General features: G+C 42.5%; 11 protein-coding genes and 3 tRNA genes. 7 read left to right on the top strand and 7 right to left on the bottom strand.

Annotated elements, in window-relative coordinates; all coding sequences use genetic code 11:
• Positions 1–10 precede the first annotated feature (10 nt).
• The 4 genes from QW597_00700 to QW597_00685 all read left to right on the top strand — a co-directional run bounded on the left by QW597_00700 (position 11) and on the right by QW597_00685 (position 3,054).
• A complete protein-coding gene (locus QW597_00700; protein ID MEM0155108.1) occupies positions 11–1,039 on the top strand; it encodes a tRNA (cytidine(56)-2'-O)-methyltransferase in 1,029 nt (342 codons plus the stop codon).
• A 106-nt stretch (positions 1,040–1,145) separates the two neighbouring features.
• Positions 1,146–1,218 (top strand) — tRNA-Asn (locus QW597_00695).
• A gap of 3 nt (positions 1,219–1,221) precedes the next feature.
• A tRNA-Ile gene (locus QW597_00690) sits at positions 1,222–1,295 on the top strand.
• Positions 1,296–2,679: 1,384 nt separating this feature from the next.
• The gene (locus tag QW597_00685; GenBank protein ID MEM0155107.1) at positions 2,680–3,054 is read left to right on the top strand and encodes a hypothetical protein; all 375 of its coding nucleotides are present in this window, start codon (positions 2,680–2,682) and stop codon (positions 3,052–3,054) included.
• A 162-nt stretch (positions 3,055–3,216) separates the two neighbouring features.
• On the opposite strand, the gene QW597_00680 is transcribed toward QW597_00685, so the two are convergent.
• The gene (locus QW597_00680; GenBank protein ID MEM0155106.1) at positions 3,217–4,026 is read right to left on the bottom strand and encodes a DUF72 domain-containing protein; all 810 of its coding nucleotides are present in this window, start codon (positions 4,024–4,026) and stop codon (positions 3,217–3,219) included.
• A gap of 394 nt (positions 4,027–4,420) precedes the next feature.
• On the opposite strand from QW597_00680, the gene QW597_00675 reads away from it, so the two are divergent.
• Positions 4,421–5,338, top strand: a complete 918-nt coding sequence (locus tag QW597_00675) for a hypothetical protein (protein ID MEM0155105.1) — start codon at positions 4,421–4,423, stop codon at positions 5,336–5,338.
• A gap of 79 nt (positions 5,339–5,417) precedes the next feature.
• Here QW597_00675 and QW597_00670 read toward each other — a convergent pair whose 3' ends face one another.
• Positions 5,418–6,419 (bottom strand): hypothetical protein, encoded by a 1,002-nt coding sequence (locus tag QW597_00670; GenBank protein MEM0155104.1) that lies wholly within the window; start codon positions 6,417–6,419, stop codon positions 5,418–5,420.
• A 406-nt stretch (positions 6,420–6,825) separates the two neighbouring features.
• On the opposite strand from QW597_00670, the gene QW597_00665 reads away from it, so the two are divergent.
• Complete coding sequence (locus QW597_00665) at positions 6,826–7,176, top strand: hypothetical protein (GenBank protein ID MEM0155103.1); 351 nt, start codon at positions 6,826–6,828, stop codon at positions 7,174–7,176.
• Between the two features lie 708 nt (positions 7,177–7,884).
• Here QW597_00665 and QW597_00660 read toward each other — a convergent pair.
• Together QW597_00660 and QW597_00655 are read right to left on the bottom strand one after the other, a co-directional pair.
• A tRNA-Arg gene (locus QW597_00660) sits at positions 7,885–7,958 on the bottom strand.
• A gap of 277 nt (positions 7,959–8,235) precedes the next feature.
• A complete protein-coding gene (locus tag QW597_00655) occupies positions 8,236–10,854 on the bottom strand; it encodes a tetratricopeptide repeat protein (GenBank protein ID MEM0155102.1) in 2,619 nt (872 codons plus the stop codon).
• Between the two features lie 84 nt (positions 10,855–10,938).
• On the opposite strand from QW597_00655, the gene QW597_00650 reads away from it, so the two are divergent.
• A complete protein-coding gene (locus QW597_00650) occupies positions 10,939–11,874 on the top strand; it encodes a hypothetical protein (protein MEM0155101.1) in 936 nt (311 codons plus the stop codon).
• On the opposite strand, the gene QW597_00645 is transcribed toward QW597_00650, so the two are convergent.
• From QW597_00645 to QW597_00635, 3 genes are all read right to left on the bottom strand, one after another.
• Positions 11,868–12,617: a dihydroorotate dehydrogenase electron transfer subunit gene (locus QW597_00645; protein ID MEM0155100.1), complete on the bottom strand. Its 750-nt coding sequence runs from the start codon at positions 12,615–12,617 to the stop codon at positions 11,868–11,870. The two genes, QW597_00650 and QW597_00645, sit on opposite strands and share 7 nt — an antisense overlap.
• Entirely contained in the window at positions 12,614–13,525 is a 912-nt protein-coding gene (locus QW597_00640; protein ID MEM0155099.1) for a dihydroorotate dehydrogenase, read from the bottom strand. Before QW597_00640 ends, QW597_00645 begins: the two co-directional genes overlap by 4 nt.
• Before the next feature lie 107 nt (positions 13,526–13,632).
• On the bottom strand, positions 13,633–14,130 hold the full coding sequence (locus QW597_00635) for a hypothetical protein (protein MEM0155098.1): 498 nt from the start codon (positions 14,128–14,130) through the stop codon (positions 13,633–13,635).
• Between the last annotated feature and the right edge of the window lie 96 nt (positions 14,131–14,226).

Here is a 14,226-nt window from a genome sequence, read left to right as displayed (position 1 = left end):
GGGAAACCTATTGCCTGAAGTTACAGTGCTGAGAATAGGACATCGCCCGTACAGAGACAAGAGGATAACCACTCACGTGGCACTCGTGTCCAGGGCTTTTGGTGCGTTTCGCATACTAGTGGATTACAGAGATGACGCACTTGAGGAAACTATTAACCGGGTCACCGAGAATTTTGGAGGAGACTTCTCGATAAAAACTGGCGTAAAGTGGAACAAGGAAATAGCCGCATTCAATGGTGTGAAAGTGCATCTCACTATGTATGGAATACCGGTTGAAAATGTCATCAACGATATCAGAGGAAGATTTACAAAAGAAGATTGCATGATTGTTGTTGGAGCGGAGAAAGTCCCCGCAGAGATATATCAGTCATGTGACTACAATGTGGCCATCTTGAATCAGCCTCACAGTGAAGTATCTGCTCTTGCAATTTTCCTGGACAGGTTGTTTGAGGGCGGGGAGCACGTCAGCGGGAAAGATGGGAAACTTAAGATTCTCCCAATGAATAAAGGGAAGATGGTAAGAATTTTTCCCAGTGAAGAGGAAGCAATGAAAATCCTGAAAGAAGAGGGAGCAGATGATAAAATCATTTCCCATTCTCTTGCAGTAAGGGATCTGGCGGTAAAGATTGCCCAGAAGGCTGGGGCTAACATCAAACAGGTGAGAGTCGGAGCGGTGCTGCACGATGTTGGGAGGACCAGAGGGCATGGGGTAAATCATGCTGTAAACAGTGCGATCATACTCAGAGAAAGAAACATCGACGATGCCGTTGTTCGGATCGTCGAAAGACATACTGGTGCAGGAATACTACCAGACGAGGCAGTGAAACTTGGCTTTCCTCCTGGAAACTACATCCCAGAAACGCTTGAAGAGAAAATAGTCGCACAGGCAGATAACTTATTTTCGGGTACCAGAAGGGTTACCCTCAAGGAAACTGTGGACAGCTATATGAGTAAAGGACTGGCAGAACCCGCAGAAAGAATAAAGAGACTTCACAGGGAATTATCGGACATCTGCGGAATGGACCTTGACGAAATTTGAATCTCAAGATATGATTTGCTCAGCAATTATGCTGGGTACTTGGTCACGGGATTGCCGCTAGTCTGCGAAAAGATTAAAAGAAAGCAAACTCTTAACCATAGTCTGTGCCGTTGTAGCTCAGTAGGTAGAGCACTCGGCTGTTAACCGAGCGGTCATCGGTTCAAATCCGATCAACGGCGTATGGGGCTGTAGCTCAGCCTGGTAGAGCGCCTGGCTCATAACCAGGTGGCCGTCGGTTCAAACCCGGCCAGCCCCACTTTATATTAGATTTAAACTCTTCAAACAACAAGGAAATGTAAACGGTTCTTTGTACGTTCTGATATCGAATCCAGGAATATATCAATGTGTGTATAAAAGTAGTCACCCTATCAAATCATCTATGCCCATATGGATCGAAAATCTAGGCCCAGCTGCATAACTTTGTTCCCCGTCACATCGACCCAATCCCTCTGTTTCTTTGCTTTTATTGCCAATATAGCCATGAGAGACGGCACGAGCGCAGAGTCGCCTGTTACACTCAAATCCTAATAGCCATGTCATTTGGGGTGCGCTGATATTAGTATTTTCTATTATAAGCTGGTATGGTTCATTCGGAGGATTTTTCATAGGATTCCTTCTTGGATTGATAGGCGGTATTCTTGCGCTAGTATGGAAACCTAACAGTAACGGAGCAAAAGGAAGAGTATGTTTGAAATGTGGAAGAATGGTAACAGAAAATGTCAATTTTTGTCCATCGTGTGGGAACGACTTGAATCAACCAGCAAAGCCAGAAGCGTAATCATTCTATTCTCTTTCTTTTTATATTCAACTGTGGGTGTTCGCAACTCACCGATGTGCGAACTTTATTTCTTAGACACCTCCGCGGATATCAATCCACTCTGTACCGGTCTTGAGCGAGTACATCCACGGGATATATCAAAACCAGTCATACGGGGAGTATTCTCTGCCTAGACCCTTGTTTCGCGGGAAAACGTATATACTCTGTGCATTATTGGAATAATCAAGTTCGCAACAATCCAGCCTGCTTCTGCTGATCATCGCTGGTGTACGTCATATCGGCATAAATTGTGAATTTGAACTTATTGTGTGAATGCTCAAGTTCGGCTCATGGCTTCGGCATGCAATTCACGATCTTACTTGGGGGGTTTCAGATTCGTGATCGCCGTTATGGTTTCGATTGGATAGAGGGTGTTCAAATTCGGGCAGATGTCTAGATCTTGCGAGGAAGTTCTTCTTCTCCGAAATCTTCTGAAATTCATTCCTTAAGTTGTATATTGTATGATCTCTGCACTGCTGCTTTCTATTAAAGACGAGATGATTCTGTAATATAAAGTGCCTCTCCCCACCACCTCTGAGTCGGGGAGCATTGATTCTCCCCCCGGATAAGATATGGAGAAAAAACCTATAGATTTAAGTGACCATACATTTGTTTTTAAATAGAATCCAGTATGCGATACGAAATGGAATCCCTGCATCGGAAGCGTCAATGGGGGTTTCAGGAAGACAATGCTGGTTATGGATCAAGGCGTGGCGCCGAAAGACGATATCATCTCACGATTCGAAGTAAAAGTAAACAGTTGGTGGGACCCTGGCAAACATTCTATTATGCTGTTCTGTCCGAGTATTGCCATATTGTCTTAATGATCTTCACAGTCAATGACAGGACAATGGTAGAATCTACTGGCACATACCTATCATCCTTCATTGGAGGCTTTACGAAATCCACACCATTTCATTTGGGTGGTGCCAATACTTCAAAGCATTCAGTGAAGGACCGCAGAGATGTGTGTGAGTTTTCAAGCATCTCCGACAGAAATGATAAAATGTACTGGAATTCAACTTCTTTCATAGTATACATTTTAATTAAAATCTCAATTCTATTCCCTACTGATACGGTCTTGCTCACAATTTCAACTATCACCGCCGTGGGGCACCCTTTGGCAATTTCCAATGGTAGACAAGAAGTTCAGAAAAAAGATTATCCGTACCAATTGGGAGTGAGAATTTACAAATAACTGCTAAATTGAAAGACATTTAATGGTTCTATAGTCAGTACTTTCAAATGTTAGGTTTGTACTAGACCAGTTTTCAAAAACCGACGATACTAATCGTACTAGCATTTTGCATGGTTAGAAATATATATATGCCTTATGGGGACATTTCTTAGTTATAAACTGCTAAAACAATGTTTCCTGCTTCTTTTGGCCATTCAGCAACACATCATGCCTCCAATTTAATGGTTTTAGACCAAGCGATTGTCCAAGCAGATCAATGGTTGCAGGCCCGAAACCCTGGAAATGGTTGTTTGCAAAAGCAAAAACGTGATCTAGACTAAATCTCTCTTCGTTAAGTTTACTAGTCCACTTTTTTATTTCAGCATCCCTGTTCTTGCGCACTATTCCAAAATCACCTTCTGGTATTTTTCTATCCCCAACAAGCCTAAGAAGTGCGACTTTACTGGTAGAAACACCCGGGTTCACGACTTTTGTTACTTCAGACCAGACTAAGATGACATTGTTGTGTCTTAGAAGTCGGTATGTTTCGTCAATGTACCACGAGTTATCTCTGAACTCCACTGCGAACTGGATGTCTGAGGGTAGGGACTCTACAAGGTTTGCGAGATCGGCACTACCTTCACTGTGAGAGAGGGAAGGTGGAAGCTGAAAGATCACAACAGCTAGCTTTTTTCCAAGTTCTCGGATTCTATCCAGAAAGGAATTGAGTGAATTGTTGATGCCCCTTAACCTTGATTCATGAGTGATCTCTCTGAAGACTTTTGGGCAGAAGAGGAAATCGTCCGGAGTCGAGTTCCTCCAGTTATTCAAAGTGGAGACGCTTGGGATACGATAAAATGTGGAGTCGATTTCAACAGTATTGAAGACCTTTGCATACAGTTTTAGAAAATCATTTGCCTTCGTTCTTGAAGGATAGAACGGCCCCACCCATTGGATATAACTCCACCCTGAACATCCAAGTCTGTATTCCATCTATGTGAGATAGTCATACTTGGATCTTGTTATATACTTTGCTTAGAATTCGTTGTTCTGGATAAGTAACCTTACATTTTCTCAAAATCCTTTATATTTATTCGCCAGCGAACCTTGATAGTGTAAAAATATGATGAAGTTACTATTACATGGACGAATTTCAGGCATTTTCTGGACGGAATATTAGGGCAAGGATCAAATTTATCTCAGGTTACCTTGCTTAAATAGATACGATCATAGCTTGTTCGTTGGTGCTTAAAAATACTGAAAACTCTCCACACAGAAGACAGGTATTTTCTTTTGTCTTGACGATTTGGATTCATCAGGTCGCAAGGGCGTATCTCTAAGGCTTAATGGTGAAAAATAATAAATATGGACTACAGATAATATAACATTGATAATTGAGGAGATCAAAGGGGTACTCGATACTGAGTTGTCTTTTTCAATGCCATCCAAAAACCCGCTTGCTCCGTTCTTTGAGAAAGCCCAGTTGTTTGCCTTGTCTACGTGGGTTTTAGAGCGGTCTCAGTTTGCTCTGTATTACGTGATTACCCCCACCAGCGAAGTCACCAACGAAATGAAGGTAATTATGGAAACATTAAAGGCCCAACGGAAGGGAGACACGTGGGTCATAGAGAGAGGGAAAGGGCAAACTACTGGTGAAAGCATAATGGACTACCTCGGGAAGGTGCCCTCTGCAGTATTGAATTATTCGTATCTCGATGGAAAGGGCCTTCATATAGATTTAAAGTTTCATCATACAGATAGGGCCGCGATATCTGACATTATTCTTAACAACCTGGCAAGAGGCGCGGATCTGCTGACACTGGAAATCAGGCCAACTTCTAGTCTACCCGGGTTGATAAAAGTTGTTGGAGCAAAAATCCCACTTTGCGTATTGGGGATAAGATATAAGGCCCCACGGTTGACAGAAATAGGTATGGGGGGCAAATCCGAAAGCAAATTTATAAGGGAACAAAGATTTCGCACGGATGATGGTGGTGTCAGTTCTTTATTTTACTTCCAGAGGGCTCCAAATTCAGATCTCCCCGAGTCGTTTAAGGAAATTTCCAGAAAGGATGGACTCTTCTCGTCTACAATCTCTTTTCCTGTGTGGGATTTTTTCTCTAAATCCATCAACGAACTTCCATTGCCGGTAGTTTCGGTTGTGGAGAAGTATGATGGGGCTAACATGCACTCCGAGACCATATTGCCCGTATCCAATACAGGACGTATGATGGATATTGTCAACAGGGCAAGGGTGAAATTTCCAGAGATTGATGTAACACTTGAAAGTCTCAGATATCTGTAGGAGAATGGAAAGACGTAGCAAAATAGGATGATAAAATTCGAAATGGCGCTTATTTTTCTTTAAATAACATTAACAGGTGTTAGTGCTTGAGTCTATCGAAAGAAGGTTCAAACACATCCTCCATGGATGTCACGCCACCTATTTCTATGTTCCAGTCAGGGAACTTTGCCCTAGCCGATGCGATGAGCCCAACATAGTCTGGAACGAAGGCGCTAGGGATCCATACACGTCCAAGGAGGACTTTACCGTTGTATATATGAATGGAATCCGAAAAGAGCCCAAGTTTTTCGCACTCCGAAACAAGGTACACCAATACAGGATTTTCTGAATTGGTCTCATAAAGACTATCCTCTTTCGAGATTGTTTTTAAATTGTATTTCTTCGGGTCAAATTCTTTTCCATAAAAGAAGTATACATGGTGCAGCTTCTGGCCACCGCTGTCATACTTGCGTACTCGCATCCAGGGCTGGCTGAAAATTTCGTTTGTCTCGTCGAACTGCAGCGAATTCGGTTCCATGGTGAATTTTATTGCTGAAAGATGTATACGGGAAGACTGCTCAATAATGGTGGATGCTATGCCGCGGGACTCTCCGAAATAATTTATAGATAGGGCGTCAACCGTTCCAATTTTAGATAGAAGGATGTCAGAGGCATTCTTTATGAAATTATGATGAAACCTGAATCTGATCTTCAGGCTACCTTTATCCATCAACACCATATCTATGACGACCGAGGGGATTGCCACGAGGGATTCTATTGTGTCAATCACCGATCTGTCTGTGATATCGCACCTCACGATCCACGTATTGTTTCTGTTTTTTGCCTTCATCATCGTTATTGCCCTTTTGCCCTCTGCAAGCTGCTCAATTGATGGTGGAAGGTAGAAGAATAATTCAATTCTGTCTGAATGGTAATACGTAAAACCCGGAGCAGTAATTCCAAGCTTCCTGGTCTCTTCTGAAATACGGTCTTTCAGAAGGAAACTAATGTCAAATTGCATAGTTAGCCGTTTGTCAATGTCGGATACATGTCTTGGTGGTTTTTGGTCGGTCATCTTTGCGTTTCCTTCAGCGTATGCCATATCTATTATTTATTTTTGCACCCTTTTATGTATAATCCGCAAATACACTTTGCCGTTAATAGAAATTTATCTCCGGTTATTCCGGGGTGTTTGGCGGACTAGTCTGCGGGTCCTATCCTCAAATTTGATACCCTGACAATCAAGGACATTAAAGGCATTAAAATCTATAACTACTCTCAGATGAATTTAATTGTGACATTAATTCTCTACCTAACTACGAGCTCTATATCATAGATTCAAGTGGCAATGTGTTAGCTCAAGTATCAGCTATAGGGAGTAATGGGAACAATTTCCCTCTCAAGTGGTATTCCAGAACTTGATTCTAATCTTCCTTACTTCGTTTTTTTGCATCAACATCCTCACAAATGCAATTTATACAATAAATTTATAGGAACATTGAACCGAAATGAAACAACAGGGACTATCAGTAATGAGAGATTTTTCTCTTGTCGCTATTTCTATATTTCACCATTCGCCACCATTCTATTTCACAGGAAAGCGTTTTTTTTCCAAGGCAAATTATGGTAACCTTGCATATTTTCTAGGTGGACCTACAGCTTCACAGGATCAGCAACAAATAATGAATGAAGTGCTACAGTCATATCCATTGATTGAACAGAAGATTATTCTTGTGAAAAATTTGCTCATTAACAGCACTACCATGCTCTATATACTTACAGCATTTATTATTCTATTCGTCATACTAATATTCAGAATAACTTTGAACAGATACAAAACCGTTTCAACCGGAGCGTAATCTTTTATTAGGTAGTTTTCGTTGTTTTTGCTTAGACAGCACCGTCCTCGTCCATGGCCATATAGCGTGGTCATCCTTAAGGACGGCAACGTGAAACTGGAAGTTAACAACGTTTCTCAGGGTTCCGTCTGGCAGAGTCAATTTTCTCCGCGGCTGCCTAATGCAACAAGATTACCTTATTCATTCAGTTACGTCTACGTTACGCAGTTCCTGGTGGACATAAATAATGTTACCAGCTAGAATTTCGTATACTCCCGTCGAAGTTGTGCCCATCGTTGAGGCAGGACCTTACTGTGTGAATGGGCATAACGTGTAGGTAACGAAAAGGTTTGTCGGACCGACAACGTGATATATCCTTGCAACAGAATGAGTTGAATTGTTGCTCTGATGATTGTAGGTCGCCAGATCCTTTTGCTGTCGACCCTGTACTTGTGATATATGCTGTTTCAAAGCACGTAGATGATCCGAATACCTATCTGTTCCCATTTGAGGGTGTTATCTGGGGCCTCTAGAATACACAGAAGGAGAGGAAAACTAAGTATTAGTTAGATGATCGTAAAAAGAGAAACTTCGAGAAAGGCTATGCTAAAATAGTCTGTATGATTAGTTCTATCCTTGCATTAATATGTATCAGAAAGCGATCCCTTATCGTACAATGAACCGTTCTGCATTTAGGATTCATGTTCCTAACCTGTATTCTATTAAAGACGGGTCTGCCGGGATTTGAACCCGGGTCTCCGGCTTCGAAGGCCATAAGGATATCCTGGCTACCCCACAGACCCACGGGGTTATCTCTACCCTAGACATAAAGAATTAGCTAAAACCATCCCTTAAACAGATAATGTAGACTGAACTTCATTTCCCGTGGGGAAAAAATCTTCCAGTTTACCTTCTGATTCAAGATAGTCGAAGATATTGTAGAGTGGCTTGCTTTTTTTAGATTTATCTGGCTTGTATGGTGTGGTGAAATTGAAACATAATGTACAGTTTGTCTCAAATGAATCTACCAGGTAGCATTTTCCAGCTTCGTGATAGATACATACGGTCTCACTTGGCAACTCACTCACCGCGCAAAATGGCTACGATCTCTTTAACTACTTCAGCTGGTTTTGTTCCGCTAAACACTTTTTTGATGCTTTCGACAACTCTGTCGTCATTGAGAAATTTCATTCTGGCTATTCCCAGAATTATTATCGGATACAGTATAACATTGTATAATCCGCTCCCGTCCATTAATTCATCCACGATCTTCTTTGATTCCTCAGTAAATGCCAGACGGTTACCGTTTCCGAGCATCTTTGCTGCAGAAAAAGCTCTGAGGGAATAATCATATTTTCTTACGGCGGAGTCCCCAGAATATTTTGCTGGTGGATCGGAGTCCTGAAGTTTGTCAAAGGCAAGGTTGAATATCATTTTGCTGACCTCGACAGTCAGCTTACTGCTTACGTCCCCCATCTCGTTTGCGTACTTCTCAGCGGCGGCTATAGACTCCATTGCCTTATCCTCAGTTTTGCTTAGCGTAAATATAATAGACCAAAATCCAAGATATAGGGGAATGAAGTCCTCAAGAGAACTGAAAGTTGGGTTGAAAAGCGTAGTATCAAACACCCCATTTCCGGTATTTACGGAAAGTATGTGGAAGAGAGCTTTGCTTGCAGACTTCCAGTCTTGATTTTCACTCTTGCCGGATAGATCATTGGCCTTCCTTGAATACTCAAGGCCTTTTTCAGGATCAAGGGCCTCAGCGTAAAACATCGTCATATACCGGTAATATATGAACTTGATATCATTGTCCTGTACAATTTCTATGAGCCTGTCTGTGGTGTTTTTGTATTCAAGTGAAGCGGTCAGATCCCCTATAATGTGAAACATGTCCATCAAGTTATAAAGGGCGTAAGCCCGGATTGAGATATCTCCATTTATATAGGTGTTCTCGAGTAGCTCCTTGAGCATATCTATGCCCTTCTGAAAATTTCCTTCAAAACTTTCTATTATCGCTAGGTCGTGAAGGTTTCTGTTTATTCTGCGTATGTTACCTCTTTCTTTCTCAAGGTCGATCGCATCCTTATAATATTTCCTTGCAACGTCAAGTTTGAACAGGTCAGCATTCGCAGTGGCCATGTTCGTAAGAATCTCATCCATAACTTCTTCTACTCCGTGTTTCTTCGCAATTTCCATAGCCTCGCTGGCGACAGCGAGGGCATCAGATGGCTTTCTAATTCTCAGGAGCAGGGATGCCTTTACAACTAGTCCGAGGGCTTTCTCAGCCGGAGTCAGTTCACTATCCGCAAGGACATGGTCCAAAAGAGCTGAAGCATCATCATGCCTACCGATGGAAGAAAGGGCAGAGGCAATTCTAAGTTCTGGCTCTCTTCCGGCAATTTCTATGTAATTACTCTTTTTGAAACAATCAATGCTTTCTTCAAATCGTCCAAGAAAGAAGAGTGAATTACACCTGATAAGTGATGCGTACTTCTTGGTATTATCGTCCAGTTTGTCGGAAACACTGTCCAGAAAGGTCATAAGATCCTCTGGAGATACGAATGCATTGAGAGCGGCTTTCCAGTTCTTTTTTATAAGTTCCCCAATATTGGCATAAAGTCCCCTTTCTTTGAGTATATTAAGCCTTGTCTGGATAGACAGATCCCCAAAGGATGGGCTATTTATGATCTGGTCGGCCACGTCAATCTTCCACACGCTTGAGATCTTGGCACGGATAATCTCAGCAAGCCTACGCCCAGAGATACGATATTTGAAATTATTGACTGAGATTATCCCTGCACTGTCCAGGGAAGACATTACTTTGTAGAGATCTGATTTTGAAAGTGAAGTCATTCTAGCGATTACATCCATTTCCAGGTCTTCGCCGCTCATCGCCAGAGTTCCGGCCACCCTAAGTTCAGTTTCAGTAAGGTCTGATATTTTCTTTGAGTAATAATCCTCAATGGCCGGAGGTATGGGTAGAAAACGAAACATCGCCTCATTTACTTCCTTCTTCTCATTTATAATTCCTATATCAGAATAATATTTCAGAGCGTAATTGATGGTATTGAGGTCCCCTGAAGATAGTCTGAAAACATCCATCATGAAACTTTCTGGTAGTTTGTAACCAAGACTCTCTACATGGAATCTGGCATCATCAAAATTGGGGTCTCTAATATTGATTATGTGTATCTGTGGCTCCGTTGCCGAGATGATTATGAAGTTGAATTCTCCTCCCTCAAATTCAGACGGTGAACGTTTACTGTATGTTCCCACAAGATGGAAGCCGAATCTCGAAGCAATCCTCGATATATAAAGGAAAAGATCCTGGCTTGATGAATTTAGGCGTTCGAGAGCTTCAATAATAATAAGGAACTTTAAGCCGGTGTTCCCAGAAAAATATTCCGTAAATTTTCTGATTATATCACTCATCCCTCTTTCATCCACAGTATCATACATCGTGTTGAGTATGTGGTTGAACGGCTGGTAAGGCATTGACTCCTGCAATATGTTCCCTGGGAACCTGAAGACTACGTATCCATTTTCGCTTGCAAATGCCTGCAAGCTGTCCATCATAGTATGCTTGCCACCGGAGGTTTTTCCAGAAATTATATGTGTGGTAATTCCGTTTTCTCCCTCTACCAGGATCTTCTTCATATGATCCAGTGCGGACTGCAGAGATTCCAGTTTCGCCATGGCGAAGTACTTATAACGCAGAGGCTATTAAAATTTGACGGAAGTAACAACTAATCTTTATACCCTTTCGTCATTCGCTACGTAGTGGATAGAATAGAAAACAATATCCTGGACACGGAATGTAGTATTGTCGTGTCCGGCGAACTTCAGATTTTCCAGCTTGCTAGGAAACTAGACATTTTTGCCGTGGCAATGCCTCTGTTTCGCAAAACAAGGGTGGAGCTTTATCTTTTCCTGCCTGAAGAAGCGAGCCAGAGGCTTGAGAACAGAATTTTTCTAGAACAGTACCACGCAAAACTTTCCAGCAACACATGGTCCATATTCCTGACAAGTGATGATTTGAGTGAGATTCTTCTACTAAATGAGCTTTCTGGAATCAGTTCAGTATACCTTGAACCTATGTATCTGAAGGAAGGAAATTTAGCGATTGATTTCAAATTTCACAATTCTGACCTCAAAAAGGTATCAGAGTTAGTTCTAGATGCCGTTTCTATAAGTAATACAAATATTTCTGTCAAACTGAACTATATAGGGCCAAGCAGAAATGTCAGGGAGGCTCTTAACACAATATCTTCCCACTTCATGCTCTACGCGGTTTCCTTTGCTTGCAAGCCCCCTGAAAGAAATAAGCGTGCTGAGGATAACCCTCTAGGGCTTAAATACACAAGGTTCCTCAGGTTCCCAACTGAAGAAGAGAATTTGCATGGGATATACAGGATAAGCGGAACGCCTGTTTCCATGAATGGGGTGACAATAATCAGTGAATCTGAAGGAATTTATGAGGCGGTGACCTCCAACGATGTATTGATGGAGCTTTCCCTAAAATCAAATGCACTGCCTCTTGCAAGGTTCAGCGAAAGCCAGACACTCGATGGGAACATTATGATCGCCTCATTTGTCACCATGGAGAGCCATCTTCATACCTTTGTTACGCTGCTGGATGAGCTGAGCAAGAAATTTCAGGACTGGAATATTTACATAGAACGTATAATACCAATAAAGGAACTGATCGATCAGTAGTTGAGGATTATTCTTCTGCCAGATTCGGAAAGTTTGGTTCTTCCAAACTCCTCCATCTCCATAACCTCTTCCATTGAAAAGATGGACCCGTCCCTGCATAGTTGTAGCCCGTCTATAGAGCAGGAGTCGCAGACTCCTATTCCGCATTTCATAGTCCTCTCCATTGCAAATTCAGCCCTCACCTTTTTTCCTCTGAGAGAGTCAAAGATCTTCTTCAGCATTATTTCGGGCCCGCAAACATAAATCATTTCAAATTCTGTCAGATTGAGCTTTTCAAGGGCGTTGAGTGGAGTCCCCTTTATGCCGATAGATCCGTCATCTGTTACTAAGTGAAGGTTTCCCTCATGAATTTTATCGCTGAATAGGAGTTCATCCCTCGTTCTGGCCGAGACTATGGCATAAGACCTCTCATTTATGAGCGGCTTAAGTGAAGCCATCCCCGATCCGCCGCCGATAAGCAGTGTTTTACCTTTCACCAGTGTAAAAGGTCTCCCGTATGGCCCTCGGAAGAATATTCTGGATCCTGTTTCAAGCTTCGTGAGGGCATCCGATGCCGGGCCATAGCTCTTCACCGTGATTTCTTTCAGGTTACCAGTGGACGACAGAGATATTGGTATCTCGCCAATTCCAGGGATCCACACCATGATGAACTGTCCCGGCAAGACCTTGCAATCCCACTTAAAACCTATGGATCTCACCGTAGGCGTATTCTGATCAACCCTGACAACGGTGGAATGTATCATCTCTGAATCGCCATCCCGATAGTATCGCTTATTGAATCAAGTTTCTCACTGGCCATGAGATTCTCAAGATCCCGAGAGATTGCTCGGAATACGCTCCTTCCCCCAGTGTGGAGTGCTGTGCCTATCTCTACGCAAGATGCCCCTGCCATGATGTATTCCAAGGTATCTTCGGCACTCTGGATCCCTCCAACACCGATAATCTCTTTCCCAGTTTCTTTCTTGACCTCGTATACATATCTCAATCCAACAGGTTTAATAGCTGGTCCTGAAAGGCCCCCATATACGTTACTCAGAACCGGCCGCCTGGCGTAGACATCTATGGCCATTGCTCTCACAGTATTAATGAGCACAAGAGCGTCGGCTCGGTCCGCTGCCTTTGCCAGTTCCATGATGTCGCTCACGTTGGGACTGAGTTTTGCAAAAACTGGGATATTGACCGAACGTTTCACTTCCCCCACAATGCTCTCCACCAGATCAGGATCAGATCCTATCTCCTGGCCGACACCCTTCACGTGTGGGCAGGAAAGGTTTAGTTCTATACCGGAAACACCATATGACGCCATCTTTTTTGCCAGGTTTGAAAACTCCTCGGCGTCAGCTCCGAAAATGCTGCCGATGACTGGTTTGCCTGCTTCCCTGGCAATCTTGACCTCATTTCCAAAATTCTCAATGCCTGGATTTGCGAGACCTATGGCATTGATCATATTGCCACCGCCGATCTCAACAACTACCGGTGGTTTGTATCCGCTCCTCTCAGCAGATCCGATTGACTTTGTCACAACTGCCGCGGCCCCTTCCTTGAGTATTCTCTTCATTGTGTATCCATTCTCATCAAGAATCCCAGAAGCAAGGATCAGGGGATTATCTAGCCTTAGCCCGGAAATCACGGTTTGGAGTCTGTTCGACATAAGAGTCTGAAGGCAATCCCGGGAATCTATTAAACTGTTGGCAGACCGGCAATACACTCTGTTATCTATCAGCTTCAAATGTCATAATAATACATTTTTTCAATGGTCTACAGAGAATCTTCTGGAAAGTTGTTTAGCAGGATTATACTATGTGAGTCCTTCTGAACCAATGATGTACTTGACTGTATCCTTATACCATAGGCATATAAGGTTGTGTAAACGAGATCAACCTCAATGTTTGACAGGAACATATTACCACCAAAAAGTGAAAAAGTTTTGCATGGAATATTCCTTGCATATTTCATCACTATCTGGTCTGAATAAGAAAGTGACTCCCTGATCATATCGTCAGATACATTGCTGTTCAAGACGACTCTGCTTGCCCCGGAAACAAAAGTATCTATGAGGTCAGGAATCCGGTAAGGATAATTCATCACTACGATGTCAAAATACTTGGAAAGCCTGTCATAGAGTTTCAGGTTCAGCTTTCCAGACTTTATGGAATCAAGATCTACCACGAAAAGTTCCTCTATGCCGGAATTAAGAAGACTGTCCTGAGTCCGGTTTCCCGAAATCTCTCCATTTTCTATAGTTATGCATTCCATTTGGACATGCGTTTATTGTATGGCTATATATAATATTGGATATTTTGAATTCATTTCAGCGGGTCTGCAGTCGAATAGATTGGATTCGTGAGAAAC

Source organism: Thermoplasmataceae archaeon (assembly GCA_038729425.1).
GTDB lineage: Archaea > Thermoplasmatota > Thermoplasmata > Thermoplasmatales > Thermoplasmataceae > B-DKE.
Note: the sequence above shows the minus strand (reverse complement) of the source record. Positions and strands in the feature narration are given on the sequence as shown.

Coding starts and splice junctions, on each gene's coding strand:
- QW597_00670 (MEM0155104.1), bottom strand. CDS start 6,419: ATGGCATACGCTGAAGGAAACGCAAAGATGACCGACCAAAAACCACCA.
- QW597_00665 (MEM0155103.1), top strand. CDS start 6,826: ATGAAACAACAGGGACTATCAGTAATGAGAGATTTTTCTCTTGTCGCT.
- QW597_00635 (MEM0155098.1), bottom strand. CDS start 14,130: ATGGAATGCATAACTATAGAAAATGGAGAGATTTCGGGAAACCGGACT.
- QW597_00640 (MEM0155099.1), bottom strand. CDS start 13,525: ATGTCGAACAGACTCCAAACCGTGATTTCCGGGCTAAGGCTAGATAAT.
- QW597_00655 (MEM0155102.1), bottom strand. CDS start 10,854: ATGGCGAAACTGGAATCTCTGCAGTCCGCACTGGATCATATGAAGAAG.
- QW597_00645 (MEM0155100.1), bottom strand. CDS start 12,617: ATGATACATTCCACCGTTGTCAGGGTTGATCAGAATACGCCTACGGTG.
- QW597_00685 (MEM0155107.1), top strand. CDS start 2,680: ATGATCTTCACAGTCAATGACAGGACAATGGTAGAATCTACTGGCACA.
- QW597_00680 (MEM0155106.1), bottom strand. CDS start 4,026: ATGGAATACAGACTTGGATGTTCAGGGTGGAGTTATATCCAATGGGTG.